The organism is Arthrobacter sp. efr-133-TYG-120, from assembly GCF_030209785.1.
In the GTDB taxonomy this organism is placed as follows: Bacteria; Actinomycetota; Actinomycetes; order Actinomycetales; family Micrococcaceae; genus Arthrobacter.
In genome coordinates this window covers 18217-44596 of record NZ_JARVRI010000032.1, presented here as the reverse complement: position 1 = coordinate 44596, position 26380 = coordinate 18217, and the positions used below count along the sequence as shown (strand labels likewise).

Here is a 26380-nt window from a genome sequence, read left to right as displayed (position 1 = left end):
TTCCGGCGCTCACGGGGCCGGAGGCTGCTCGCCGCGCTGGGCACGTGCCGCGACGCGGTTCAGGATCCCGGCGAGCCGGTCCGCAGTGGCCGAGGTCCCGGCGCTGAACGCCACCCTGCGGCCGCTGACCTGGCGGACGACGACGGCGGGACCGCTGCTCACGAGCATGGCCGTCGCACCTCCGTGGTGCCGGAGTCCCCAGCCGCCAAAGTCCGCGGCCCTGACTTCCTGAGCGGCTGCGCCTGCGATGTCAACGGCCGGCACCGTGAGGACCCGCAGGACCCCCGCAACAAAGACCTGCACCCCTCTCCTGTCCGCCCTCACCCGGACAAACAGGAAACACGCTCCGATGACCGCGACCACTGCCAACAATGCGCCCAACCACGGGAGCGCAATCGCGATCAGCATGGCCGGGAACAAGGTGGCGACGCAGATCATGACGAACACCGAACTCCGCGCATGGACCCACAGCAACATGGAATCTTCCGCCAGGCCAGGGTCTTCCGTCCGGATCCGCTCGGCCTCGAGGGCGGCGTCGTCTTCCGGAGTCCAATGCGGGTCCGGCTTGAAAGCCATCATCATGACCACGCCCAAGGGCAAAGCCGCACCCGCGCCGAGGGCAAGGACCGTGGCATCAACGTGCGAGCTGCGGGCGTCGGCGAGGCCTGTTTGCCCCACAAGGCCAGCGGCCAGCACGGAGGTAATGAAGAGGGTCACCATGAGGCCCATGCCCATCATGACCCTGCGCATAATCACCGGCCGGGCAAGGGGAACAGCCTGGATGAACACCAGCCAGCCCGCGACGACCAGAAACCCTCCTCCGCCGAGTACGTAGGCGAGGAACGGCGCAAAGCTGATTCCGCCGTCGGCATTCCAAGCGATGGCCACGGGATCCGGGAGGTTGTTGCGCAACATGAGGGCGCACACGGCAAATGCGGCGGCCAGCAGCAGCGGAAATGCCACTGCAAAGCGGAGTGCCCGGAGGTCCAGCGAGTCGCGCATCTTTCCCATATTCCAACGCTACCCCGCGCCGGCGACACTGTGATCGAGCTTCCTTGCCAAGGCCGAATCAAGTGAAAGAATGACTTCACAGCGCCGGCGCTGGCTGAAACCAACCGGCTTCTCGAAACCATTCTTGGAGGCAAACCTTGCCAGGCCTGAACCTGACGCGCGCCGAAGCCGGACAGCGCGCAGAATTGCTCACCGTGACCTCGTACGACGTCACCCTCGACTTGACCAAGGGCGCCACGGTCTTCGGCTCCACGACCGTGGTGAAGTTCTCCGCCGTCGAGGGTTCCTCGAGCTTCATCGACGCGATCACGGAAACCGTGCACAGCGTGACGCTGAACGGCACCGAACTCGATCCGGCGGTGGTGTCCGACGGCGTGCGCATCCAACTGCCCGGGCTCGCCGCCGAAAACGAGCTGAAGGTAGTCGCCGATGCCCCGTACATGAACACCGGTGAGGGCCTGCACCGATTCGTGGACCCGGTGGACAACGAGGCCTACCTGTACACGCAATTCGAGGTGCCGGATTCGCGCCGCATGTTCGCTGTGTTCGAGCAGCCGGACCTGAAGGCCGCATTCACCTTCACGGTCACCGCACCGTCGCATTGGGACCTCATCTCCAACTCGCCCACTCCCGTACCGCTGGAAACCACTCCCGGGGACGACGGCGGGGCGCGCTCGGTTTGGCATTTCGCCCCCACTTCCCGCATCTCTTCCTACGTCACCGCCTTGATCGCGGGACCGTACCAATCGGTCCGCAGCAAGGTCACGAGCTCCGATGGCCGGGTCATTCCGCTTGGGGTGTTCGCCCGCAAGTCCCTCATGCAGTACCTGGACGCCGACAACATCTTCGAACTGACCCGCCAGGGTTTTGAGTTCTTCGAGGCCCAGTTCGGATTCCCGTACCCCTTCGAGAAGTACGATCAGCTCTTCGTTCCCGAGTTCAATGCCGGCGCCATGGAAAACGCCGGCGCGGTGACCATCCTCGAGGGCTACGTCTTCCGCGGAAAGGTCACCGACGCCCAGATCGAACGCCGCGCCATCACCGTGCTGCACGAACTGGCCCACATGTGGTTCGGGGACCTCGTCACGATGCGCTGGTGGAACGACCTTTGGCTCAACGAGTCCTTTGCCGAGTACATGTCCCACCTGGCCGCGGTCGAAAACACCGAATTCGACCGGGCCTGGACCACCTTTGCCTCGGTGGAGAAATCCTGGGCGTACCGGCAGGACCAATTGCCCACGACACACCCGATTTTTGCCGAGATCAAAGATCTCCAGGACGTCGAGGTCAACTTCGACGGCATCACATACGCCAAGGGAGCTTCCGTGCTGCGGCAGTTGGTCGCCTGGGTTGGGCCGGAACAGTTCATGGCCGGCGTCCGCGAATACTTCCAGAAGCATGCCTGGCAGAACACCGAGCTTGTGGACCTCATGAAGGAACTCGAAGCTGCCAGCGGCCGCGACCTGGACCAGTGGGGCAAGCTCTGGCTCGAGACTGCCGGCGTCAATACCCTCTCCCCCGAGATCGAGGTCGACGCCGACGGCACCATCACGTCCTTTGCGATCGTGCAGACCGCTATCGACGAGCAGCCCACGCTGCGCCCGCACCGCCTCGCGGTCGGCTTCTACGACCTCTCAGCCGAAGGCAAGCTTGAGAGGACCCACAGGGAGGAGCTCGACGTCGACGGCGCCCGGACCGACGTCCCTGCCCTTGCCGGAAAGGCGCGTCCGGACCTGGTCCTGCTCAACGACGACGATCTCGCCTACGCGAAGGTGCGCCTCGACACCGCATCCTTGGCCACTGCGAAAGCCCACCTGAAGGACTTCGCCGGCAGCCTGCCACGCACCCTCGTGTGGGGCTCGGCCTGGGATGCGGCGCGCGACGGCGAAACCCCGGCCCGCGGCTACGCCGAGTTGATCCTGGCGAACATCGCGTCCGAGACCGATTCCTCAGTGATCCAGACCCAGCTCCGACAGCTGGCCACCACCCTGACGTACTACGTCGCAGCCGAGCACAAGGATGCCGCTACGGTGGCCGCGGCGGACGCTCTCTGGGAGCTTTCGAGCACGGCGGCTGCGGGATCGGACGCGCAACTCCAATTCGTCAAGTCCTTCGCGCTGCTCGCCGCAAGCAGCTCCCAATTCGACGCAGTCCAGTCTGTCCTGGACGGCAGCATGGTCCTGGATGGCCTGACGGTCGACCAGGACTTGCGCTGGGAACTTCTCACCGCATTGGTGGTTGGCGGGCGCCAGGGCCAGGACCGGATCGACGCGGAACTCGAGCGCGACCACACGGCCAATGGCCAGAACGCCGCCGCCTTGGCGACGGCGGCCCTTCCCACACCCGAGGCCAAGGCCGCCGCGTGGAAGAAGATCGTGGTCACGGGCGAGCTCTCCAACGCCATTCAAAGCTCCGCCGTCACGGGCTTCACCCGGGTGCTGGACACCTCCCTGTTGGAGCCGTACGCGGAACAGTATTTCGAGGCGGTTCCGGAGATTGTTGCCAACCGCACCCATGCGCTGGCCCAGCAAATCGTCGTCGGGCTCTACCCTGCGCAACTGACAACGCAGGCCACGGTTGACCGCACGGACAAGTTCCTCGCCGAACTGCCGGCGGATAGCAGTGCCCTGCGCCGCATGATGCTAGAAAACCGCGACGGCGTAGCCCGTGCTTTGAAGGCCCGCGCGGCAGACATCTAAAACGGTCGGATAGCCCACCGAAAGGCCCCGGTTCCGCTTCACTGGAACCGGGGCCTTTCCGTGTGCCGCCCGCGAGTGCACCGCCGATAGACTTTCCGCATGAGCCTGGACGAACACCACTACTCGCTGACCGTGCGCTGGACCGGAAACCTGGGCACCGGGACATCCACCTACCGTGGCTACACCCGGGACCACGACGTCGAGATCCCCGGCCTGCCCGTCCTGAAGGGCTCCTCGGACCCCACCTTCCATGGCGACCGCAGCCGATACAACCCCGAACAACTGCTCCTCACCGCCCTCTCGCAGTGCCACATGCTGTCTTTCCTGCATGTCGCCGTCAAGCACGGGGTGGTAGTGACCGATTACGTGGATCACGCCGAGGGCATGATGAGGCTCAATCGCGATGGCAGCGGCCAGTTCGAGAACGTCACCTTGAAGCCGCACGTCACGGTTGCCGACCCGGCGCATCTTTCCCTCGTGGACAAACTGCACCATGAGGCCAACCAGGTGTGCTTTATTGCCCGGAGCGTCAATTTTCCCGTTCTGCATGAGCCGAGCACGACGGCGGCCGCCAGCTAATCAGGTGTCAAGAAGGCCGTCCGGCCAAGAACCACGATGCGGATCCGGCCACGCTACGGCGATAGGGTTGACCGTGGACAGAGTGTTCAGCGCCCGGCAATCAGGGGCCAGGCGAACAATTGGATCCCGTGAGGAGCATTCCCGCATATGAACGTCGCCTCGTCGACCGACAACATCGTGGCCGATGCAGCCAAGATCGATTACGCGTCCATCTTCGTGACGCTAGGCATCGGGTTGGTGGTCTGGGTTGTGGCCCGGTTCATCATTCTGCGCATAACCCGCCGGGTGGCAGAGGGCACCAGCTTCTTCAAGAAACCGCATTTCAGGTGGGTCCAGCCGGCTTTCCGGGCGCTCGACCATGAACGCCGCGCCCAGCGCGCCCACACCATCGGCTCACTGCTGACAAGCGTGCTCAGCGTGGTGGTGGTGGTCATTGTCATCATCTACGTCCTCAAATACCTGAATGTGGATATTGCCCCGCTGCTCACGAGCGTCGGTATTTTGGGTGTGGCCATTGGCTTCGGCGCCCAACAGCTCATTCGCGATTTCCTGTCCGGCATCTTCATCACCATCGAGGACCAGTTCGGGATCGGCGATGTGATCGTAACCACTGAAGTGATCGGCACCGTTGAATCGGTAGGACTCCGGATCACCCGGCTCAAGGCTGAAGACGGGGCCATCTGGTATCTGCGCAACGGAGAAATCCTGCGGGTGGGCAACCGCTCGCAAGGCGATTACGTGCCTGAAGACTCAACCGTCCCGGACGACGTTCCGCCTGCACCTCCAGGGACGGCGCCTGCCGAAACCGCCGCCTCCGGTGCGCCTCCGACTTCAAAGGAAGCCCTCAAGATTCGAGAGCAGAAAGCAGGTGAGTGACATGGGCAGCCAGCCGGAATCCGCAGCACCCCAGCCGGCAGAGCGGCGTCAGTTGATGCAAAACGATCCGTTCAGCCAGCCTGCGTACACCGACAGTTTCTATGAGGCCATCGGTGGCCACGAGACTTTCGTGAAACTGATCGATGTCTTTTACGACGGTGTAGCGGGAGACCCGTTGCTCCGGCCGATGTACCCGGAACAAGACCTCGACCCCGCAAAGCGGCGGTTCCTCATGTTTCTTGAGCAGTATTGGGGCGGTCCGGGCACGTACAGCGAGGAACGCGGGCACCCCCGCTTGAGGATGCGGCACATGCCGTTCCAAGTGACGCCCGAAGCCAAGGACCGTTGGCTCTTCCACATGCGCGCGGCAGTCGATTCGCTCAACTTGTCGCCGCTTCACGAAGGGACGTTGTGGGATTACATGGAGCGGGCTGCGCTCACGATGGTCAATAGCCCGTCGGTCCAGCAGCCCTGAGCTTGGAGGACGGTGCTGTGTGTCGGGCCGGGCCTAGGCTCGGGTTCAGCGGGCCTGGAAGCCCAGGCCTGATCCGGATCGAGCCAGGATGTGGCCCCGGCTCCCACTGAGCCGGAACCAACGGCCGTTGCGGAAGAGCCGGTGTTCGCCGTCGCCCAGGAAACCGAGCGCCAAGGCGGCGAACGCAGCGCCTGCGGGCACGCCGTCGAGTCCCGGGATCTCCCGTCCCCACACCGCGGCCCTCGCGTTGTTGACGATCAATGCGCCGGGCTGATCCGGAACGATCCCGGCCACCTCGGCAATGCCGGCATTCGCGACAGACTTGAGTTCGGCGTCGGGCACTGAACGCAGCGGCTCCCAGCCGCTGCGGGGCGCCCCGACTCCCGCCCACGATTCGGAAACGGTCGACGGCGGGATGGGAAGCTCGACGTCGTCGGCACCGGAACGCGCCAGGCGGTCGAGGACCGAGGAAAGAGCCACGGTGACGTCCGCATGCGCGTCTTCGGCAAGGGCGATAGTCCGTAGCCCGAGAATGGTGGGGGTCGCTTCGCCCAGGAGGCGCGGCCTCAAGACGCACACATATGCAGCCAGGACGCGGCCGGAGGCCTGCAGCCGGATGGCGCCATCATCGATGCTCTTGGCACGCGTGACATAGGTGCGGAGATCCGCCAGATCACGGGGATCGACGAAATGGAAGGACTGGGTCAATACATCGGACACATCATCGACTCTACCGGCATGTCCGCGGTTGAGAGGGGTCAGGGTGGCGTCTAGAGTCGAACCATGACTGACGCGCACGCCGGCCTGGAACATCAGGTTGCCCTTGAGGACCCCACATCCACCCTCATCGAACTGTTGTCCCTGGCCGACTTCGACGGCGCGAGGACAGCCGAGGACATCTTCCTTGGACCCTCCCAGAAACAGCCGCGCCACCGGGTATTTGGCGGGCAGGTGCTCGCCCAGTCACTCGTGGCCGGAATGCGCACGGTGGACGAGGATCGGACGGTCCATTCCATGCACGGCTATTTTCTTCGTCCGGGCGACGCCAACCAGCCGATCACTTTCAGTGTGGAGCGGCTTCGCGACGGACGCTCGTTCTCGGCCCGGCGGGTGCACGCCTACCAGGAAGGCCAACCGATCCTGTCAATGATCGCGTCCTTCCAGACCGAGGCGGAGGGCGTGGAACACCAGTCCTTGATGCCGGCCGGAATCCCGGACCCCGAAACGCTGCCGAGTACCGCCGAACTCCTGCAGAAGTACGACCACCCGCTCGCCCGCCACATGTCCTTCGAACGGCCCTTCGATGTCCGCCACGTCGATCCCGCAATCTATGTCGAAGCGCCCAAAGACCGGATAGCCAGCAATGCCGTCTGGATGAAGACCTTTGGCCCGATGCCGGACGACCCCAACCTTCATTTGGCCGCCCTGGCCTACGCGAGCGACTACACCATCCTGGAATCGGTGCTTCGCAAGAACGGATTGAGCTGGATGACGCCAGGCATGAGCGTCGCTAGCCTTGACCACGCCATGTGGTGGCACCGGCCCGTCCGCGTCGACGAGTGGCTGCTTTACGTGCAGGAGTCCCCCAGCGCCCAAGGCGCCCGCGGACTTGCCACGGGCAAGATCTTCAGCCGCGATGGCCAGCATGTCGCCACGGTGGCGCAAGAGGGCATGCTCCGGATCCCGTAATCGCTGCTCAGGTAGCTGCCGCAACACGGCCGAGATTCCGTACAGCAAAGAAGGCCGGCGCCCCGGAAGATATATCCAGTGCGCCGGCCTTCTGCGGAGCGATCCGATTTAGTCGCGGGTCAGCTTGCGGTGCGTGACACGGTGTGGCTTGGCAGCGTCCGGGCCGAGTCGCTCCACCTTGTTCTCCTCGTAGGACTCGAAGTTGCCCTCGAACCAGTACCACTTCGAGGGGTTTTCCTCGTCGCCTTCGTAGGCCAGGATGTGGGTTGCAACGCGGTCAAGGAACCACCGGTCGTGCGAGACCACGACGGCGCAGCCAGGGAACTCGAGCAGCGCGTTCTCAAGGCTGCTGAGGGTTTCGACGTCGAGGTCGTTGGTGGGCTCGTCAAGAAGCAGGAGGTTTCCACCCTGCTTAAGGGTCAGCGCCAGGTTCAGGCGGTTACGCTCACCACCGGAGAGCACACCAGCCTTCTTCTGCTGGTCCGGCCCCTTGAAGCCGAAGGCCGCGACGTAGGCGCGGGACGGCATTTCAACATGGCCGACCTGAATGAAGTCCAGGCCGTCTGAGACGACCTCCCACAGGGTCTTGTTGGGGTCGATACCGCCACGGCTCTGGTCGGCGTAGGAGATCTTGACCGAGTCACCGATCTTGAGGTCGCCACCGTCCAGCGCTTCCAGCCCGACGATGGTCTTGAACAAGGTGGTCTTGCCCACGCCGTTAGGACCGATGACGCCGACGATGCCGTTCCTGGGCAGTGTGAACGAAAGCCCGTCGATCAGGGTCCGGTCCTCGAAGCCCTTCTGCAGGTTCTTCGCTTCCAGGACCAGGCCACCCAGACGCGGTCCCGGCGGAATCTGGATTTCCTCGAAGTCGAGTTTCCTGGTGCGGTCAGCCTCGGCTGCCATTTCCTCGTACCGGGCCAGACGGGCCTTCGACTTGGTCTGGCGACCCTTGGCGTTGGAGCGGACCCACTCAAGTTCCTCGCTGAGGCGCTTGGCTTGCTTGGCGTCCTTCTTGCCCTGGATTTCGAGGCGGGCGCGCTTCTTCTCCAAGTACGTGGAGTAGTTGCCTTCGTAGGGGTAAAGACGGCCGCGGTCCACTTCACAGATCCACTCGGCGACGTGGTCGAGGAAGTAGCGGTCGTGGGTGATGGCGAGGACGGCACCGGGGTAGGAAGAGAGGTGCTGCTCGAGCCACAGAACACTTTCGGCGTCCAAGTGGTTGGTGGGCTCGTCAAGGAGCAGGAGGTCAGGCTTCTGCAGCAGGAGCTTGCAGAGCGCCACGCGGCGGCGCTCACCACCTGACAGGACCGTCACGTCGGAGTCGCCCGGCGGGCAGCGGAGTGCGTCCATGGCCTGCTCGAGCTGGGAATCGATGTCCCACGCATCCGCAGCGTCGATGGCTTCCTGAAGGTGGCCCATTTCCTCCAGCAGGGTGTCGTAGTCTGCATCCGGGTTGGCCATTTCCTCGGAGATCGCGTTAAAGCGCTGGATCTTCGAGTAGATCTCGCCCACGCCTTCCTGGACGTTGCCCAGGACGGTCTTTTCCTCGTTCAGGGGCGGCTCCTGCAGGAGGATGCCCACGGAGTAGCCGGGGCTGAGGCGGGCTTCGCCGTTCGACGGTGTGTCGATACCAGCCATGATCTTCAGGATCGTGGATTTACCGGCTCCGTTCGGGCCAACGACACCGATCTTCGCGCCAGGGAAGAACGACATGCTGACATCGTCCAGGATTAGTTTTTCGCCAACGGCCTTGCGAGCCTTGGTCATCGTGTAAATGAATTCCGCCATGCCGTTAAATCTAATGGGTGGCAAGGCATAACTCACATTCGGCCCTGCTAGCGGGAATCCCCGACGAAGCATTTGCCGCTGGCCAACACGGGCAGGACCGACACTGAAACCTGCCCGTCCCTGATCTCACCCATGACGCAGTCCTTGTCCAGCCTGGCCGCGGCCTCGATGGCGTCGACATCCAGTCCCGTCGGCGTCTTGCTCGCGGACACCTCTACGGCAGAGTCGGCGATGCCGGCCGAAACGAGCTGTGATCGCAGTGCGTCTTGTGCCGGTTTGGGGGTTGCCGCGGCAATGGTCTTGAGTACGGACTCCATGGTCTGCTTCAGCGCGGCAGTGCCCGCGCTGAGCGAAGTCGATGCCGAGGGGTTGCCAGCACTGGGTGTGACGGCGGAAGTGGAGCTGGCTGTAGTCGAGGGGGTGGGCGATGAAACCCCAATGCTTCTTGACACCGTTGTTGCAGGCGCCGTGCAGCCGGCCACCAGTCCGGCCAGAAGTAACGGCACCGCAAGCAGCAAACCCGGGCTTCCGGCAGCGTGGCGGCGTCCAGATGGTTTTTGCGGCTTTCCCCTGCTCATCACCCGGCTATTCTGCCATGCGGTACACCACGCGCCGCGCCGCATGGCATCCGCGGCGGCCCCTGTTTCAAGACCGGCTCCATTTCAAGGCCAGTTCCATTTCAAACCTTGGCGTCCACAAGTTCTCCCGTCTCAGTATCAACGAGAACCGACTCATCGCCTTCTCCTGCCGGAAGGATAACTTCCCGCTCGGCTGCGGCACTGCCATCCTCGTCGTCATGCGGGTCGCCTTCCGCATCTTCCTCCGCCGAAGGCCATGGGTTCTCTGGCTCCACCTCGGGGGCGGCGGGCATGGTCTGCGGGCTGTTGCTGCCGGTGGTCCGGATGAAGTTCGCCGAGCCCCACATGAGGTCGTGACCCACCGACTCGGCGACGATTTCGGCGACGTGGTAGATCTTGCCGTCGTGTTCCCATTGCCTCAGCTTCAGTTTCCCGACGACGATGACCCGCTGGCCCTTCTTGACGCTGCAGCCAATGTTTCCCGCTAGATGCCTGAACGCCTGGACGCTGAACCAATTTGTGTTGCCATCCACCCAGACATCATTGGCACGGTCGAACCTGCGCTCCGTTGAACCGAGCCGGAACGATGCCGTCCGGGTTCCGCCCGGGGTCGTCGAACTTTTGGGTTCCGTGGCAACGAATCCCCGGACAGTGATGATGTCATTCATGGTCTTGTCCTAACGTAAGTTGAGCTGCCTGTCTGGCTCTCCCAGCTTCACGTGGCGCGAACGCCCGCGGGAGTACCAAATCCACGTATGTGGATAGCCCTGTTCTTACGCGGATTGTGGAGGACAAGTTAGACGCAGAATGGGGCGCCGCCCACAAAGACCGGCGGGGTTTTTGAAAATACGGAACCGCCATCTAAATTGGGTACGATCGCCCAGTCTCGGGCCTGCTCTTTGGGGGACAGATCGTGAAAATTACTCTGGCTAGAAGTGCGTCCTACGTGGGCGCCCTTATTTTGCTGACGCTGGTGTCGTTCTGGCGGATCCCAGCAACGGCCCAAGGCGTCGTCTGGGCGGAAGACGGCGCGGTGTTTCTCACGGACGCTTTGAACCCGACCCGGACTTTCACGCCGATCCGACCGTACGCAGGCTATCTCCACGTCGTCCCCCGCCTCGCAGCCGAGGTGGTTGTCCGGTTCTTCGCACTTGAGGACTACGCTATTGCGCTTACTGTATTGGCTTGCGCGGCTGTGGCCGGCGTCGCCCTCATGACGTACCACTGCGCCCAAGCCTTGACCAGCAACACCTGGATCCGCGTAGCTTGGGCCGCGGTTCCCATTTTCGTGAACGTCGGCGCTTTTGAGGCTCTTGGAAACTTCGCGAACCTGCACTGGTACCTGCTCTGGCTCACTCCCTGGCTATTGATGAAACCGGCAAAGTCCAAACTCGAGGGAGGCATGCTTTTTGTCGTCGCGGCCCTCGCCTCCTTGACCGAGATCATCTCGATTGTCTTTGTTCCGCTCTTCCTTCACCGGCTGAGGGACAAAAACATGTGGGCCGCCCGCGCGGGTCTCAGCCTGGGTCTTGCCTGCCAGGTTATTGCGACGGTGACGCATCCTCGAACAAGCGGCGGCGCGAGCTACCAGCTTGACCCCTGGTCCCCGGTTTACGGGTGGTTTATCAACACCGCAGGACCCATCGTCTACGGCACCGCGTCCGGTGTCATGCAACAAATCGTGAACTTCGGAGCTGCTCCGATGATCGTGGCCTCCCTCCTCGTCCTCGCCGTCCCGGTGGCTGTCCTGATCTTGGGCTCTGCACGGGAGAAATGGCTGGCCGCGTTCTTCATCACGGCCTCGATGGTTATTTGGGTTGCCTGCGTCGCTTCGAACCCGGCACCGTACCTGGACTACGCAACCTTCTCGGCCGCGGATTGGCCCGCCAGGTTCGTGTTTGGGAGGTACTCGGTAGTGCCTACGATGTTCGTCCTCGCCACGGTTCCGTTGCTTGCTTCCGCGTTGGCAAGGTTTGGGCGTGCTGCACCCATTGCGGCACTCATGGCTTTCTCGCTTCTCTTGGCGTCGATGTACTTCCCGCCCTCGACGTCCAGAAACAATGGTCCTGTCTGGGCCGAGCACGTCCGCACCGCGCGCAATCTCTGTGCACCCGCGTCCGATACGGACTTCTACGATATTCCGACCTCTCCTGTATTTTTCAAAGGCATAGTACGAATCCCCTGCCCGGTCCTGAAGGCCCGGCAATCCTCCTGAATTGTTGGCTAGCCAAACCCAGCGATACACTTGGGTGCGGTTCCAGCCCCAGTAGCTCAGAGGATAGAGCAGCGGCCTTCTAATCCGACGGTCGGGGGTTCGATTCCCTCCTGGGGCACTTGTGTGATGAGTCGAGACATCCTTCATGGATGAGTCGGGCCATCGGTTACACCCCGGTCTTCGGACCGGGGTGTTTTTCATTCTCTGCGTCCAACTGAGGCGGGCAGGGCGTCCGGTATCTAGGCTGGTCGGATGAGAAACACTTCCGAAGCCATCATCACGGGCCCCGCAAGCTGGCCGGATGTCGAAAGGCTATTCGGCGTCCGCGGCGAGCCTTCGCGCTGTTGGTGCCGGTGGTTCGCTCTCGCCGGTCAGGATTGGAAGAACACTCCCCCCAAGGCACGGAAGGAACAGCTCAAAGCCAAATTCGACGACGGCCCCGAACCTGGCGTCCTCGCTTTCCGGGGCGGCGAAGCAGTGGGCTGGTGCGCGGTGGAGCCGCGCCAGTGCTATCCGCGCATCGAACGATCCCAAGTCCTCAAGGCCGCAGGAACGGGCGGCCTGGAAGGCGCGGAAGTTTGGTCGGTGAGCTGTTTCGTGGTTTCTCCCGGCCACCGCCGGAGCGGGGTGGCCGGCGCATTGCTGGAGGCCGCCGTCGGGCATGCCTTCGCGCATGGCGCCGACATCGTGGAAGGCTACCCCGTGGATCCGTCGCTTCGGCCCAAGGCCGGTCCGGCCGATCTCTACCAGGGAACTGTGAAGTTGTTTGGGGCGGCCGGCTTCTCCACGGTTTCCACGGCGGTGCCCGGAAGGGCGGTCATGCGCCTGCGGCGCTGACTTTCCGGTCCCGTATGCCGAAACTACCCAGCTAGGGCAAGGTCAAGACAAGCGGTCCATCCGCGGTGATCGCCACGGTATGTTCGCTGTGCGCAGCACGGCGGCCGTTGGCCGAGCGCAAGGTCCACTGGTCGTCGTCGTGGTAGTAGTCGTCGCTGCCGCCCAGGATCAACATCGGCTCGATGGCGATCACCAAGCCGTCCACGAGCTTCACGCCGCGGCCGGGCCGCCCCATGTTCGGCACGCTCGGCTCGGCGTGCATGGTCCGGCCAATGCCGTGCCCGCCGTGATCGGCGAGGATCCCGTAGCCGCTGCGCTTGGCTTCTCCGCCAATGGCGTACGCAAGGTCACCCATCTTGTTTCCAATCCGGGCAGCGTCGATACCGCGGGCGAGGGCGGCGTCGGTGGCATCGATCAATTCCTGGTCCACCGGATCCGAGGTGCCCACAATGAAACTGACTGCCGCGTCCCCGCACCAGCCCTCCACGAAGGCCCCGCAATCGACGCTCAACAGATCGCCATCCTGCAACACATACCCGTCCGGGATGCCGTGCACCACGGCGTCGTTGACGCTCGTGCAGATGACCCCTGAAAAGGGCGTGGACGCCCACCGCGGGCGGTAGTTCAGGAACGCCGGCTTAGCTCCGGCGGCCTCCATGAAAGCGGCTGCAACCTTGTCCAGTTCCTTGAGCGACACGCCAACCCCGGCGTGCGAACGAACCGCCGAAAGCGTGTTGGCAACCACCCTTCCGGCTTCGCGCATGAGCGCAATCTCTTCCGGCGTCTTCACCATGGACATCAGAGGCCTCCAAGCATCAAGAAGAGGGGGCCGGACCGGCCACCGGACAAACCCTTCCACCCACTCTATGGGCACCATCAGCCCGGTCAACAGGGTTGCGCGTCCGCGCCGGCCCACGGGTGTCCTAAAGTCGCCGTATGGAACACCGAAGAATCGCCATCATCCGTGAACGCCTGCAGGCAGAGGCAGACCCGGACCGCGCGAAGGCGGCACAGGCCTACATGAAATCGTCCATGCCTGTCCTCGGTGTCAGGGTCCCCGTAGTCCGTCGCATTGTCCTCGCGACCGCGAAGGAAATCCCTTTCGGGTCCCCTTCCGAACTTCGTGACGATGTCCGGCTGCTGTGGCGGGAAGCCACATGGCGGGAAGAACGCTACGCGGCCATCGATCTGACCTCGCTCAAGTCCGTGGCCAAGGATCTGGAGATGCTGCCGCTGTACGAAGAAATCATCCGGACCGGCGCATGGTGGGACTTCGTTGACGGTGTCTCCGACCGTATTTGCGCCCTTCTGCAACACCACCGAAGCACGCTGACCCCGCTCTTGCGGACATGGGCAAGCGACGAGGACTTCTGGATCCGTCGGGCGGCCATCACCTCCCAGCTCAAGGCAAAGTCGGCCACTGACCAAGAACTTCTGGCCGCGGCACTTGACGCCAACCTTGCCGACCAGGAGTTCTTCATCAGGAAGGCAATCGGCTGGACCCTGCGGGAGTACGCCAAGACCGATCCTCAATGGGTGCGGAGCTACGTTGAAAGCCGGAGGACCAGGCTCAGCCCGCTATCCCTGCGTGAAGCCATGAAACACCTCGGCTGAATCCGGTTCAGGACTTCGGCTTGAGCTTCAAAATCCCGCGACGCGGGCGGAACAGCACGTGGGTCTTCTTGTCAAAGAACACCAAGTAGGCGATGAAAGAAACCGCAATGGCAATGGCCACTCCGCGTACCACCTCGATGGGGATCCACTGGAAGACACTCAATTGGTCTGTCAGGGCAATAAGGGTGAAGAACGCCGTCAAATAGAAGACCGTCCGGAGCTGGGCGCCGTCCGCGACTCCCGTCACGGTGAAGAACACCAGCAGCCACACCATGTACCAAGGCTGAATCACAGGCGCCAGGACGACGACAGCGGCGAATGCCCAGGCCATCCGGCGAAGCACAGTCTTGTTGAACTCGGGTTCGTCGTCGAGCGGCGCGGGCATGCCGATTCCGCGGCCGGGGGTCCGAACGGCGAGCCAGACGATGGCAAGCGCCGAGACCGCCGTTCCGGCAGTCTGGATAACATCCGTCACCGGAACGCCTGGACCGCCGAAAAGTCCGACGACGAATCCCACCGTGTGTGCCAGCAAACCCACCGGCGCGTACCAGATCCAGACGGCGCCCGGAGTCTGCAGGGCGCCAAGCCAGCCAAAGCCCAGGCCATTCACCAGTCCTGCGGCGGCCAGCAAGCCTAAGGACAAACCCAAGGTGGCCGTCCAACAGAGCATTCTGCGGCCCCAACCGGCACGGGCACCGGCCCACAGCAGCCCCGCAAAAGGCAAGGCAATCAAGGTAATCGGCTTGATGGCGATCGAGGCCGTGATCAGCACGATTCCCAACACAGGCCGTTTTACCGAGGCGAAGTACAGTCCGGCAACAACCAGTCCCAGCATCAAGGAGTCATTGTGCGCGCTGGCGATGAAGTTGATCAGGAGGACCGGGTTGAGGACGCCAAGCCAGAGCGCACGGTCCGGGTTCACGCCGTGGAGCGCGGCCAGACGGGGAACGTAGACAGCGAGCAGGATGACACCGGCTAGGGCAGACAGGCGGAAGGGAATCAAAGCAAGCTCGGGGACGCTTGCGCTCACCCACACGGCACCTTGTTCGATCCAGAGCCATAGCGGACCGTAAGGCGTAGGTGCTTCCGTCCATAATTTGTCGGGCCCGAGTGAAAAGTAGTTGCTCAGGGCCGAGATGCCGTTGGTGTATGGGTTCAGGCCCTGCTCCATGAGCCGGCCTTGGCCGATGTAGGCATAAGCGTCCCTGCTGAACAACGGCAAACTGAACATCATCGGGAGTGCCCACATCCACAGTGCTCGCCGCAGCACCGGACGCGAGGACGGGTTCCATCCGCCGATCCGCTGGGCAATGCGCAGCCAAGAGCGTAGGAGCAGGAGTGCACCGAGGCAGAGCATCACGGTGCAAAGGATCACGCCAACCGGAGATGTCCTGGCCATGATGAAAATAGGAGTACGGATCAAGGCGCTGCTGCTGGCCAGCCAGCCGACGCCGATCGAGCCTGCCACCATGAGCAACGACCCGACGAACCCTTGGAGGATCGCCGTCCTCGCCGCTTTGGCTATCACGGTGCCGTGTACCGGGGCGTTGGAATCGCCAAGCGCCTCTGGATGAGCCAACGAACTCCCCACCTCACGCTCACGAAACTTCGACGTCACCATCAAACAAAATCCTGTCCGGTTCCCTGCCGCATCCAGGCCAAAGTGGCACTTCCGGATGCCATGGATTATTGCAACTGTAGCATCGCCACCCTTGGCTTCCCGGGGCCAACCGGACCATCGGTCGGCCTGCGAAAGTGGCCTGAGATAGAATGGATGGGGCTCTGGCGGCTCCGGGCCGCTGCGCCTTACGGCACCCTGTGACGATTACTACCTGACAAGGATCCTCCCATTTCCACGGACTCATTCTTCAGCGCGCTCACACGGTTCCGTCATCGGGTTCTTCCCCCTTCGCTGGAGGTAAGGCTCAATTCCCCCAAAGGCCTGCTTGTAGGCTTCTGCGTCGTGCACTTGGTCTTCCTGGTGTTCGCGCTGATCCTTTCCCTGCGCGGCGAGGCCTTTAGCGACACTTTCATCTACCGGGACTGGACCTCCGCCGGGTTCCGGGATGAGAACCTCAGCGGCGGCCCCAGCCCGTGGGTCTACCCCGTTCTCGCCTTGGTGCCTATGGCGATCGCAGGCTTGGCCGGACCCGGTCCGTTCTTCTTTCTCTGGGTGCTCATGATCACCGTGCTCAACGGCGTCGCTCTAGCCAAGCTCACCGGACGGGGCCGCCGTCACGAGGCCATCCCGGCGGGATGGTGGTGGCTGGTCTTCGTCTTCATCATGGGTTGGCTTGGATTCGCCCGGGTGGACGGATTGACTGCCCCGATCGTGCTGATCGCCTTGGCATACGGCGTATCACACCCTTTCATTGCCTCGACCCTCCTGAGCATTGCCACGTGGATGAAGGTTTGGCCGGCCGCCGTCATGCTTTCGTTGTTCACCGTGGTCAAGCAGCGAACCAAAGTGGTCGCTGCCGGAATTCTGACCAGCGTTTTCGTCATCGCCCTCACGGCGGCAGTGGGTCAACTGCCGCGGCTCCTCAACTTCCTGACCCAGCAAGGCGATCGTGGCATGCAATTGGAAGCCACCTTCACCACTCCTTGGTTGTGGCTGTCAGTCCTCCACGTGGGTGACTCGAGGATGTACATGAACACGGACATCAACTCGATGCAAGTGGATGGCCCCGGCACCGCCTTCATGTCCTTCCTCATGCAGCCGCTTCTCGCCCTTGCCGCGATCCTGGTGGCGGCCCTGACCTTCTGGGCACTCCACAACGGCAAGCGAACCGGCGGGGCGGACCGCACCGAACTGTTGTTGGCTGGATCCCTGACGATGGCCACGGCTTTCGTCGTGTTCAATAAGGTCGGGTCACCCCAGTTCATGGTGTGGCTCGCACCTGCAGTCGCGGTCGGGCTTGCCCACAGCTGGAAAGAATGGCGGGTTCCCGCGGCGATGCTCATCGCCATCGGTGTGGCCACATACTTCATCTATCCCCTCTTCTACGACGCGCTCAGCCACAACAACCCCTTCATGGCGCTGGTTTTGACGGTGCGAAATGTCCTGCTGGTGGTCCTGTTCTGCTGGTCCGTTCGCCGCCTGTACCTTTTGGGCAAGAAGATCCCGGCCAACGAACCGGCCGCCGCTGCCAAGGAGTCCTGAGATTTCCGTTCGATTCTTCGACGGGCTGGCCCGCGTGCGCGACGCCGCCCTGCCGCCTGCCGCCGTCGCCTGGTTCGGCCGTCCATCCAGCGTTTGGTGGGGTTTCGCCGCGATCCATGTGTATTTCCTCGGCTGGATGGCAAGCTTCTTCCTGGCCGGAAACACGTTCAGCGATACTGAGCAGTACCGCCAATGGGCGATGGCCGGCTACAACCCCGCGGATCTCCACGGAGCGATCAGCCCTTGGGTTTACCCGGTGCTTGCCCAGATTCCGATCTTCCTGGCCAACATCGCGGGCCCGGGTCCTTACCTGCTGGTGTGGACGTTAATCATCACGGCGCTCAACGCCGCCGGCTTGTTCATCCTGACCCGCGGCCCGCGCAGGACAACGGGAATTGCCCCTGCTTGGTGGTGGCTGTTCTTCACCGCCTTCATGGGCTATCTCAGCTTCGCCCGGGTGGAGGGCATCACGGCACCCATCGTGTTGGTCGCCCTGCTGTATGCGGCCACGCGACCTGTGGCAGCCGGGATCCTCCTCAGCATCGCCACATGGATCAAAGTCTGGCCAGCCGCCGTTCTGGTACCCATCGTCATCGCAAGCCACCGCAGACTGCGGATCATCGCCTGCGGCGCCGCCGTCACTGCCGCCGTCGCACTGGGCACCTACCTTTCGGGCGGCCTGCCGCATATCCTCGACTTCTTGACCAACCAGGGCGAACGCGGCATGCAACTTGAAGCCACGTTCTCAACCCCCTGGGTCTGGTTGAGCGTGCTCAATATCGGCGGTTCCAAAATCGCCGACAACGTCGCCATCAATTCCACGGAGGTGTATGGGCCGGGAGCCAACGTGGCAGCGTTCCTGATGCAGCCGCTCTTGGTGCTTGCCGCCGTCGCGGGCTCTGCCCTTTTGCTTTGGGCGCTTCGGCGGGGTGCCGAGCCGGAAGAGTTGTTTCTCGAGGGCGCCCTCATGATGACCACCGCGTTCATCGTGTTCAACAAGGTGGGTTCGCCGCAATTCATCATCTGGCTTGCGCCGGTGGTTGTAGCCGGGCTGACCCACGATTGGAACCGTTGGAGGGTTCCTGCCGCCCTCCTGATGGGGATCGCCATGACAACTTTCGTCATCTACCCGCTGTTCTACACGCCGCTGATCCATGCCAACCCCGTGATGGCGACAGTGCTCACCACACGGAATGTGCTTTTGGTGGTCCTGCTCTGGTGGTCCGTGCAGCGGACCGTGGAGCTGGGCCGCAAGTCCGGCGCACGAAGCGCTATTCGGAGCGCCTGAGCCGCCGTTCAAGCCTGCGAAGCAGTTGCGTTGGGCTGGAGCGGATCAAGAGTCGGCGTGTGTGAACGTCCAACACCATCAGGTAGACGGTGAATCCCACGGCCACCAGGAAGGCCAGGGAGGACACTTTGACGTTCAATTCCACGAAAGACAACACCGAAATCTGGTCCTGCGCGCCAAAGGCAACGAAAAACGTGACGGCGACATAGAGGGACTTGATCTGCCAGTCGTCCCTGATGCCCGTGACCGCGAGCAGCGGGATGAACCACAGGATGTACCACGGCTGGATAATCGGCGAAAGCATGACGACGGCGGCAAACGCGAGGGCGGCGCGCCGCACCAGCCGTGAATAGTCGCCGCGGAACATCAGGACAACCACCAACCCGATTCCGGCCCACTTCATGAGGGTCCGGAGCCCGGTGGCCACGGTGGAGCCCGGCAGGCCCAGGAGATTGGCGATCACCTCGACCTGCTGGCCGAGGAAGCCCGAAGGCGAATATCCCGTATAGCCCGGTGTGGGATCGAGGATGGCCCAGACCCATCCAAAGCCAAGGTTGTAAGGAATTCCGCTCACTGCCAGGACGGCGAAGCTGATACCCGCCGTCGCGCCCCAGAACAGGAACTTGCGGGCCCAACTCGCGGCAGGACCAGCCCACATGAGGCCTATGAAAGGCAAGAGGAGAACGGTGATCGGCTTGATGCCGATGGAAGCGGTCACCAGCAGAAGCCCGGTGATATGGCGACCGGTGGCTGCAAAGTACATTCCGGCCACCGCCAGGCCCACCATGAGGGCATCGTTGTGGGCACTGGCAACGAAGCTGATGAGAAAGAGCGGGTTGGCCACGGCGATCCACAGCGCACGGCCGGGGTTGATCCCGTGGAGTTCGGCGAGCCTGGGAACATACGCCACACAGAGCACCACCCCCACGGTCGCAAGCACCCGAAAGAGCAGAACGGAAAAGTCGGGCTGGGCGTCGGTGATGCCCACAACCCATCTGGCAAGCCACAGGAAGTAGGGTCCGTACGGCGTCTTGGCTTCAGCCCAGGCAGGATCGGCGCCCAGGGAAAACCAGTTGCTGAGCGTGGAAATGCCGGCCGTGTAAGGGTTCTGGCCTTCCAGCACCAGCCTGCCCTGGCCGGTGTAGGCGTATACGTCGCGCGAATAGATGGGCACGGCAAACATGAGGGGAGCCGCCCACGCCGCAACGGCGACAACCACGGACCTGAGCGAGCCCGGCCCCCAGTCCTTGAGCCTTTGCCCGAGCCTCAACCATGACCTGACCAAAAGCATGGCCCCCGCCGTCAGCAGGATCGTGGAGGTCGTCACGCCCCAACCTTCCGTGCGCAGGGCGATGACAAGGGGGTGCCTGAACATGGGCGAGCCGTTGGCGATCCAGCCGGCTCCGATTGAGCCGACGAAGATCATCAGGGATCCAAAAAATCCTTGCCAGACAGCCACGTAGGCCTTGATCTGTCCGGGGCTGCCGGCTCCGATGTGCGCGGCATCCGGGGAGTAGAGCCCGGCGGCGGCCTTCTCTGACGGCACCGCAGGTTCCTTTGCCTCATCCCGGCTATTTGAGGTGCCCACGCCCGTTCCGCCTGCCGTCATGATATTCCAGTCCCTACGTACATTGGTCCAGCTCATCGATGCAGGCAACAACCGCTCGACAACGGCCCAGTTTACCAGCCGCGGTACGTCGCAGGGGCGGAATGGAGCGCCCCGCCACCCTTCCCATGCGCCTGAACTGTAGGCTGGTCGGGTGCCTATTACTAATGAACGCATCGTCTGGATCGACTGTGAGATGACCGGTCTCGACCTGGTGAACGACGCCCTGATCGAGGTTGCGGCCTTGGTCACCGATTCGGAGCTGGACATCCTGGGTGACGGCGTCGACGTCGTCATCAAACCCGAAGACGCCGCACTTGAACAGATGAACGACTTCGTCCGCGACATGCACACCCGCTCGAAACTCCTGGATGAACTCCCGCACGGCAAGACCATGGCCGAAGCCGAAGCGATCGTCCTGGAGTACATCGAGAAGTGGGTACCGGATCCGAAGAAGGCCCCGCTGGGTGGCAACTCAGTCGGAACCGACCGGATGTTCCTCGCACGGGACATGCCCAACATCGTTGAACACCTCCACTACCGGGTCATCGATGTGAGCACCATCAAGGAACTCTCGCGCCGATGGTTCCCCCGCGCCTATTTCCAGTCCCCCGCTAAACACGGCGGCCACCGCGCGCTTGGCGACATCAGGGACTCCATCGACGAACTGCGCTATTACCGGGAGGCAGTGTTCGTCCCGGCTCCGGGTCCCGATACGGCCACAGCGCAGAAGATTTCCAAGCAGATCGCAGCCGGCCCGGAGACTCCGGAGGACACGTGATCTGGGGCACCTTTTCGGGAAATTTCAGCCAAACGGTCAAAAGTGGCAAAACCACCCCTCAAGACGGGGTATAGTTTTTGTCGTTGCCTTCGCAGCTAACGGGTCATTCCGAAAGCGCAAAAGGCTCATGGTGGGCGTAGCTCAGTTGGCAGAGCGCCTGGTTGTGGTCCAGGAGGTCGCGGGTTCAACCCCCGTCGCTCACCCTCATGAGGTCGGTAGCAGTTTATCGATCGCAGCCAAAGGCCGTACTGGTTATCCAGTGCGGCCTTTGCTTTGTTCCGGCCGATTCCGGCCATTCCAGACCCGAGAACCAGAGGAACACCTGACATGACCGTCCTGCCAGTCACCATCTGGGGCGAACCCGTGCTTCACCGCCGGGCGAGCGAGGTGGAAGTGTTCGACGACGAGCTGCGCACCTTGATTGCCGACATGTTCGAAACGAACGAGGCGGCCAACGGCGTCGGTCTGGCGGCACCCCAGGTGGGGGTAGGCAAGCGGATCTTCATCTTCAAATACGCAAACGACGACGACGCTCCGGACGAAGGCGTCCTGGTGAACCCGGTCCTCACCCTCTCCAAGATCCCTGGCGCCCTTCCCGATCCCGAGGAAGACGTCGAAGGCTGTTTGTCCTTCCCAGGGGAGCACTACCCCCTGCAGAGGGCCGATTGGGCCCGCGTCCAGGGCTTCGACGGCCACGGCCAACCGGTGGATTTCGTCGCGACCGGTTGGTTCGCGAGGGTCATGCAGCACGAATTCGACCACCTCGACGGCAAGCTCTATGTGAACCGCCTGGTTGACCGATACGCCAAGAAGGCGATGAAGCAGGTCAAGAAGAACGGCTGGGGAGTGCCCGGGCTGAGCTGGATGCCAGGTGTCGACCCGGACCCCTTCGGTCACTGAGCGATGACGGGCGTCGCGCAGGACGAATTGTTCACGCTTCTCGACATCCAGGGCGAGGACGCTCTTGAGTGTGCCTCGCTGCTGGCGTCACCTCCTGGAGACGGCACTCGACGGGCCCTTGCCAGCCTTGACGCCCGTCTGGGCGTCTTTCCGAGCACGTCCGCCTCCGCCGATGGCTGCACGGAAACGGACTGGATCGAGGCGCTCCTGCGCTTTGCGCCCGTAGTCCACGGCCATCATCTTTCCCTTGGCATTCCGCCGGAATCGTCCGCCGCGATCCTGGCCGATGTGGGACTGAACCTTCGAATCAACCGAAGGGTCCATGGTCGCTTCGGCTTGGACACGTGGGCATGGCTGACCCTCCACATGGCCGGAAACATCTTCCGTATCGGCCGCCTGCAATTCCACCTTGTCCGCAGCGACGAGGAAGGCTCCGCCGCCGCAAGTGACTCCTGGGTGCTGGGTGTGCACATCCCCGAGGATGGCGGCCTGTCCCCTGCCCTCGTGGACACGAGCTTCAGCCAGGCCAGGGAGTTCTTCGACCGTCACTTCCCGCACAAAGCGGTCTCCGTGGCGAGCTGCGACTCCTGGATGCTGGACCCCTACCTGGCCCGGAAACTCCCGCACAGCAACATCGCCGCTTTTGCCCGCCGATTCACCCTGGACCGCTGCTCAGACGCTCCGGGCGACGCTGTCTATTTCACTTTCCGGCAGCGCGGCATGGAAAACCTCGATCGGCTCCCCCGCGAGACCTCGCTTCAGCGGGTGGTGCTGGAGAGGATCGACGACGGCGGGGTCTGGCAACTTGGACACGGCCACCTGGTGCTTCCCGCAGCACGGAGCACCCCGGCCTGAAGCGGCCACCTCGCGGCCTCAGTTGGCTACGTCGCCCTGATGGTCCGCTGGCCGGGGCACGAGTCCAGGACGCGCTTCATGGCGTCCTTCTCCGCCTGGGTGACCCAGAGCCGGTACGCGGCTTTGACGGAAACCTGCCGCGCGACGTAATGGCAGCGAAAGCCCTTGTTGGCAGGGAGCCAGCTCGCGACGTCGCTCGCGCCTTTCTTCACGTTGGCGGGCCCGTCGACGGCAATCAGGTTGAGGGGGTCATTGGCGAGGCTTTGGCGCTGTTTGGCGGTGAGCTGCTGGGCCCCCTTCTGCCAGGCGTCCCCGAGAGCCACCACATGGTCGATCTGTACGGCTGAGCTGCTTTCGGAGCCCCTGCGGAAATGGATGTCTTCGCCGATGTACGGCTCACGCAGTTCCCCGGACGCGATCCTGCATTTCGAGCCTGCCGTGAACTCCGCTGCCGTAAGATCCCGCCTCAGGATGTCGTTCCTGGTATCGCAGCCGTTCCGGTCGACGTCGAGCCACGCCTGGCCGAATTCATTGCGGTCGTAGTTGTCCTTGGCGGCGCGCCCCTTCACGGGAAGTCCCTCCAGGGCATCAACCGCCGAACCGAGGGGCACCGACTGAACAGCTTCCACCGGCTTCATCCACTCCGGGTCGAAGACCGGAGCTTCCGTTGGCCCGTTGACCGGGCCCTGTCCCACTGAGAACTGGCCGTCGGTGAAGAACCACCCGACGCCGGCAAGCCCACCCGCGATGATGAGAATCACCAGTACCCAGGCCTGCCGGGAGTGGCGGCGGGCACGTCGATAGGCGGCCCAAGTGGTGCTCAAGGGATTGCGTCCTTTCGGGCAGGAATACGTCCCTTGAGACTAGTTCAGGCGCTGTTCGCCGACGCTGATATCCACAGTGTGGAGGACAAGTCACAGTGTCGGAACAATCACAGCGCAAGCTGCAGGGGCGGCTTACTGCTCCCTGGTGACACGCTTCAGGTCTTCGGCGGCCAGCTCGAGAAGCGACCCCAATTGGATGACCCGCTCCTCGGAGATGTCACCCGCTGCATGTGCGGCCTTGGCTTCGTCGAGAAGCCGCTGGGCTTCCTTGAGATTGGCGCGCGCTACGTCCAGTGCGTGTTCAAGGGTTGTTTCGTGTTCCAGAATCTTTTCGCTTTCCATGCGTCCATTCTGGTCAGGTTTCCCGGCTGATACCAGCGCATCAGCCGGGAATACCCTGTGTCTTTCCTGGCCTCGGCCTAGGCCGCTAGACGCCGGCGGGCTCCAACGTTGCCTTGGGTTCAAGGTTCACCGCGACGCCGCGTGCCGGGAACGACGGCGGGTTCACGCCGGCCATTTCTTCCATGACGCGGACGACCTGGCAGGAGTAGCCGAATTCGTTGTCGTACCAGACATAGACCACGAGGTGCTTGTCGGTGGCGATCGTGGCGAGGCCGTCCACGATGCCTGCACGGCGGGAGCCCACGAAGTCCGTGGAGACGACCTCGGGTGAGTCGATGAAGTCGATCTGCTTGCGCAGCTCCGAGTGCAGGGACATTTCACGAAGGTAGTTGTTGACCTCGTCCTTCGTGGTTCCCTTTTCAAGGTTCAGGTTCAGGATGGCCATGGACACGTCCGGGGTGGGAACGCGGATCGCGTTGCCGGTCAGCTTGCCCTGCAGTTCCGGAAGGGCCTTCGCCACAGCCTTGGCCGCACCCGTTTCGGTGATGACCATGTTCAGGGCGGCCGAGCGGCCGCGGCGGTCACCCTTGTGGAAGTTGTCGATCAGGTTCTGGTCGTTCGTGAACGAGTGCACGGTTTCCACGTGGCCGTGGATGACGCCGAACTTGTCGTTGAGGGCCTTGAGCACCGGGGTGATGGCGTTCGTGGTGCAGGAAGCCGCGGTGACGATCGTGTCCGAGTCCTCGATGGAGGAGTGGTTGATGCCGTGGACGATGTTCTTCAGCTCGCCCTTGCCCGGAGCCGTGAGCAGCACGCGTGCGACACCCTTGCTCTGCAGGTGCTGGGAGAGGCCTTCGGCGTCGCGCCAGCGGCCCGTGTTGTCCACCACCAGGGCATCCTTGATGCCGTAGGCCGTGTAGTCGACGGTGGAGGGGTTGTCCGAGTAGATGACCTGGATCTGGACGCCGTTGGCCGTGATCGTGTTGGCGGCCTCGTCCACGCGGATAGTGCCCTCAAAGGAACCGTGCACCGAGTCGCGACGCAGCAGGCTGGCGCGCTTGACGAGGTCGTTCTCGGCGCCCTTGCGGACCACAATCGCACGCAGGCGCAGGCCGTGGCCGCCGCCGGCCTTTTCGATCAGGAGGCGGGCCAGCAGGCGGCCGATGCGGCCGAAACCGTAAAGCACGACGTCGGTGCTGGTCCGGTCGTCCGCGCCGCGGCGCCCGACAACCTCGGCAAGCTCGGCGCGGAGGAAGTCTTCCAGGGGCGTGCCCGCGGCCTCGGCCTTGTACTTCTCGTTCAGGCGGGCGATATCGATCGCAGCGGCCCCGAGGTCAAGTTCGGCCAGGATGTTCAGCAGCGGCGCGGTCTCTTCGAGACGGAGTTCGTCCTTGCTCATCCGGCGCGCGAAACGGTGGGCTTTCAGGATGTTCATCGACGACTTGTTGATCAAGCTGCGCCCGTGGATGCTCGTCACCACGTTGTTCTCACGGTACAGCCGGCCGATCACCGGAATCATGGCCTCGGCCAGCGCTTCGCGGCCCATCCACGTATCAAGACAAGAATCTGATGACTGGCTCACAGAACTACCTTCCTAGGGTCAGCTACATACGTCCTCGTACGTAGATGGCGGCCGCCCGGAGTAATCCTGCGGCACTGGCATCGGCGGGACTTCGGTCTGCCCGGACACCTTGAACGCTGCAAAGAAAAACCGCCGGCTGCGAACGCAGAACCGGCGGTGGAACTTCTACGTTCACTGTCCATTCTAAGGTCTGGCACGGGACGACTTGGCCGCCGGAACGCGTGAAATCACTCACATAGGCGAAGGGATGGGTTGACCGATACGCCGGGTTCTGTCCTCCCTGCCGTTGCCGGCGAAGGAGTGGCGACCATCCATCTACGAACGCCGTTGCCGACGCCCTCCAGCGGCCTACCCGGACACTCGGGCGAGCAGCCCTCGATCGTGCCCTGTCTGGCCTTGCTCCGGGTGGGGTTTACCTAGCCTCCCTGGTCACCCAGGGAGCTGGTGGTCTCTTACACCACCGTTTCACCCTTACCTGCTGCCTGCCTGTGCTGGCACAAGCAGACGCGGGCGGTCTGTTCTCTGTGGCACTGGCCTGCGGGTTACCCCGAGTGGGCGTTACCCACCACCCTGCCCTGTGGAGCCCGGACGTTCCTCGAGCCACTCACGTGGCGCGCGGCCGCCTAGTCAACCCATCCGCCCTACAGTCTACCGGCGTCGGGCCCTGCGCATTTC

24 protein-coding genes, 2 tRNA genes and 1 other RNA gene are annotated in these 26380 nt (G+C 63.1%); 15 read left to right on the top strand and 12 right to left on the bottom strand.

Features of this window, described 5'->3' with window-relative positions; all coding sequences use genetic code 11:
* Positions 1 to 9: 9 nt before the first annotated feature.
* The gene (locus tag QRN51_RS18015; RefSeq protein WP_284991196.1) at positions 10 to 1011 is read right to left on the bottom strand and encodes a hypothetical protein; all 1002 of its coding nucleotides are present in this window, start codon (positions 1009 to 1011) and stop codon (positions 10 to 12) included.
* Positions 1012 to 1148: 137 nt separating this feature from the next.
* On the opposite strand from QRN51_RS18015, the gene pepN reads away from it, so the two are divergent.
* From pepN to QRN51_RS17995, 4 genes are all read left to right on the top strand, one after another.
* A complete protein-coding gene (gene pepN / locus QRN51_RS18010; RefSeq protein ID WP_284991195.1) occupies positions 1149 to 3710 on the top strand; it encodes an aminopeptidase N in 2562 nt (853 codons plus the stop codon).
* 99 nt (positions 3711 to 3809) lie between these two features.
* Positions 3810 to 4289 (top strand): OsmC family protein, encoded by a 480-nt coding sequence (locus QRN51_RS18005; RefSeq protein WP_059387782.1) that lies wholly within the window; start codon positions 3810 to 3812, stop codon positions 4287 to 4289.
* Positions 4290 to 4436: 147 nt separating this feature from the next.
* Positions 4437 to 5165, top strand: coding sequence for a mechanosensitive ion channel family protein (locus tag QRN51_RS18000; RefSeq protein WP_059387781.1), 729 nt, complete (start codon positions 4437 to 4439; stop codon positions 5163 to 5165).
* A 1-nt stretch (position 5166) separates the two neighbouring features.
* Positions 5167 to 5640, top strand: a complete 474-nt coding sequence (locus tag QRN51_RS17995) for a globin (RefSeq protein WP_284991194.1) — start codon at positions 5167 to 5169, stop codon at positions 5638 to 5640.
* Between the two features lie 45 nt (positions 5641 to 5685).
* Here QRN51_RS17995 and QRN51_RS17990 read toward each other — a convergent pair whose 3' ends face one another.
* Positions 5686 to 6360 (bottom strand): DUF8185 domain-containing protein, encoded by a 675-nt coding sequence (locus tag QRN51_RS17990; protein WP_284991193.1) that lies wholly within the window; start codon positions 6358 to 6360, stop codon positions 5686 to 5688.
* 63 nt (positions 6361 to 6423) lie between these two features.
* Between QRN51_RS17990 and tesB the strand changes: the two genes are divergently transcribed.
* Entirely contained in the window at positions 6424 to 7329 is a 906-nt protein-coding gene (gene tesB / locus QRN51_RS17985; protein WP_059387778.1) for an acyl-CoA thioesterase II, read from the top strand.
* A gap of 108 nt (positions 7330 to 7437) precedes the next feature.
* On the opposite strand, the gene ettA is transcribed toward tesB, so the two are convergent.
* The 3 genes from ettA to QRN51_RS17970 form a co-directional block, all read right to left on the bottom strand.
* Positions 7438 to 9120 carry an energy-dependent translational throttle protein EttA gene (gene ettA, locus QRN51_RS17980; RefSeq protein WP_284991192.1) on the bottom strand — a complete coding sequence of 561 codons (1683 nt, stop codon included), beginning with the start codon at positions 9118 to 9120 and terminating at the stop codon, positions 7438 to 7440.
* A gap of 47 nt (positions 9121 to 9167) precedes the next feature.
* Positions 9168 to 9437, bottom strand: coding sequence for a DUF6993 domain-containing protein (locus tag QRN51_RS17975; RefSeq protein ID WP_059387777.1), 270 nt, complete (start codon positions 9435 to 9437; stop codon positions 9168 to 9170).
* 362 nt (positions 9438 to 9799) lie between these two features.
* Positions 9800 to 10366, bottom strand: a complete 567-nt coding sequence (locus QRN51_RS17970; protein ID WP_284991191.1) for a single-stranded DNA-binding protein — start codon at positions 10364 to 10366, stop codon at positions 9800 to 9802.
* Between the two features lie 278 nt (positions 10367 to 10644).
* On the opposite strand from QRN51_RS17970, the gene QRN51_RS17965 reads away from it, so the two are divergent.
* The 3 genes from QRN51_RS17965 to QRN51_RS17955 all read left to right on the top strand — a co-directional run bounded on the left by QRN51_RS17965 (position 10645) and on the right by QRN51_RS17955 (position 12750).
* The gene (locus tag QRN51_RS17965; RefSeq protein ID WP_284991190.1) at positions 10645 to 11913 is read left to right on the top strand and encodes a hypothetical protein; all 1269 of its coding nucleotides are present in this window, start codon (positions 10645 to 10647) and stop codon (positions 11911 to 11913) included.
* Positions 11914 to 11958: 45 nt separating this feature from the next.
* A tRNA-Arg gene (locus tag QRN51_RS17960) sits at positions 11959 to 12031 on the top strand.
* A 134-nt stretch (positions 12032 to 12165) separates the two neighbouring features.
* A complete protein-coding gene (locus tag QRN51_RS17955; RefSeq protein ID WP_284991189.1) occupies positions 12166 to 12750 on the top strand; it encodes a GNAT family N-acetyltransferase in 585 nt (194 codons plus the stop codon).
* A 31-nt stretch (positions 12751 to 12781) separates the two neighbouring features.
* On the opposite strand, the gene map is transcribed toward QRN51_RS17955, so the two are convergent.
* Positions 12782 to 13549, bottom strand: coding sequence for a type I methionyl aminopeptidase (map, locus tag QRN51_RS17950; protein ID WP_284991188.1), 768 nt, complete (start codon positions 13547 to 13549; stop codon positions 12782 to 12784).
* 137 nt (positions 13550 to 13686) lie between these two features.
* On the opposite strand from map, the gene QRN51_RS17945 reads away from it, so the two are divergent.
* Positions 13687 to 14364: a DNA alkylation repair protein gene (locus tag QRN51_RS17945; RefSeq protein WP_284991187.1), complete on the top strand. Its 678-nt coding sequence runs from the start codon at positions 13687 to 13689 to the stop codon at positions 14362 to 14364.
* Positions 14365 to 14371: 7 nt separating this feature from the next.
* Here QRN51_RS17945 and mptB (QRN51_RS17940) read toward each other — a convergent pair whose 3' ends face one another.
* The gene (mptB, locus tag QRN51_RS17940; protein ID WP_284991186.1) at positions 14372 to 15943 is read right to left on the bottom strand and encodes a polyprenol phosphomannose-dependent alpha 1,6 mannosyltransferase MptB; all 1572 of its coding nucleotides are present in this window, start codon (positions 15941 to 15943) and stop codon (positions 14372 to 14374) included.
* Positions 15944 to 16213: 270 nt separating this feature from the next.
* Here mptB (QRN51_RS17940) and QRN51_RS17935 point away from each other — a divergent pair, with 270 nt between their 5' ends.
* Positions 16214 to 17527 carry a glycosyltransferase family 87 protein gene (locus tag QRN51_RS17935; RefSeq protein ID WP_284991225.1) on the top strand — a complete coding sequence of 438 codons (1314 nt, stop codon included), beginning with the start codon at positions 16214 to 16216 and terminating at the stop codon, positions 17525 to 17527.
* A gap of 34 nt (positions 17528 to 17561) precedes the next feature.
* Positions 17562 to 18815 carry a glycosyltransferase 87 family protein gene (locus QRN51_RS17930; protein WP_284991185.1) on the top strand — a complete coding sequence of 418 codons (1254 nt, stop codon included), beginning with the start codon at positions 17562 to 17564 and terminating at the stop codon, positions 18813 to 18815.
* Here QRN51_RS17930 and mptB (QRN51_RS17925) read toward each other — a convergent pair.
* A complete protein-coding gene (gene mptB, locus QRN51_RS17925) occupies positions 18799 to 20424 on the bottom strand; it encodes a polyprenol phosphomannose-dependent alpha 1,6 mannosyltransferase MptB (RefSeq protein WP_284991224.1) in 1626 nt (541 codons plus the stop codon). The two genes, QRN51_RS17930 and mptB (QRN51_RS17925), sit on opposite strands and share 17 nt — an antisense overlap.
* Before the next feature lie 151 nt (positions 20425 to 20575).
* Here mptB (QRN51_RS17925) and orn point away from each other — a divergent pair, with 151 nt between their 5' ends.
* From orn to QRN51_RS17905, 4 genes are all read left to right on the top strand, one after another.
* Complete coding sequence (gene orn, locus QRN51_RS17920) at positions 20576 to 21202, top strand: oligoribonuclease (RefSeq protein ID WP_284991184.1); 627 nt, start codon at positions 20576 to 20578, stop codon at positions 21200 to 21202.
* A gap of 130 nt (positions 21203 to 21332) precedes the next feature.
* Positions 21333 to 21405 (top strand) — tRNA-His (locus QRN51_RS17915).
* Positions 21406 to 21529: 124 nt separating this feature from the next.
* The gene (def, locus tag QRN51_RS17910) at positions 21530 to 22102 is read left to right on the top strand and encodes a peptide deformylase (protein ID WP_284991183.1); all 573 of its coding nucleotides are present in this window, start codon (positions 21530 to 21532) and stop codon (positions 22100 to 22102) included.
* Between the two features lie 3 nt (positions 22103 to 22105).
* Positions 22106 to 22957 carry an acyltransferase domain-containing protein gene (locus QRN51_RS17905; protein ID WP_284991181.1) on the top strand — a complete coding sequence of 284 codons (852 nt, stop codon included), beginning with the start codon at positions 22106 to 22108 and terminating at the stop codon, positions 22955 to 22957.
* Positions 22958 to 22983: 26 nt separating this feature from the next.
* On the opposite strand, the gene QRN51_RS17900 is transcribed toward QRN51_RS17905, so the two are convergent.
* The 4 genes from QRN51_RS17900 to rnpB all read right to left on the bottom strand — a co-directional run bounded on the left by QRN51_RS17900 (position 22984) and on the right by rnpB (position 26340).
* A complete protein-coding gene (locus QRN51_RS17900; RefSeq protein ID WP_284991179.1) occupies positions 22984 to 23781 on the bottom strand; it encodes an HNH endonuclease family protein in 798 nt (265 codons plus the stop codon).
* Between the two features lie 132 nt (positions 23782 to 23913).
* Entirely contained in the window at positions 23914 to 24123 is a 210-nt protein-coding gene (locus tag QRN51_RS17895; protein WP_284991178.1) for a hypothetical protein, read from the bottom strand.
* An 85-nt stretch (positions 24124 to 24208) separates the two neighbouring features.
* The gene (locus QRN51_RS17890) at positions 24209 to 25705 is read right to left on the bottom strand and encodes a glyceraldehyde-3-phosphate dehydrogenase (RefSeq protein WP_284991177.1); all 1497 of its coding nucleotides are present in this window, start codon (positions 25703 to 25705) and stop codon (positions 24209 to 24211) included.
* A gap of 244 nt (positions 25706 to 25949) precedes the next feature.
* Positions 25950 to 26340, bottom strand: an RNA gene (gene rnpB / locus QRN51_RS17885) — RNase P RNA component class A.
* Positions 26341 to 26380: the final 40 nt, after the last annotated feature.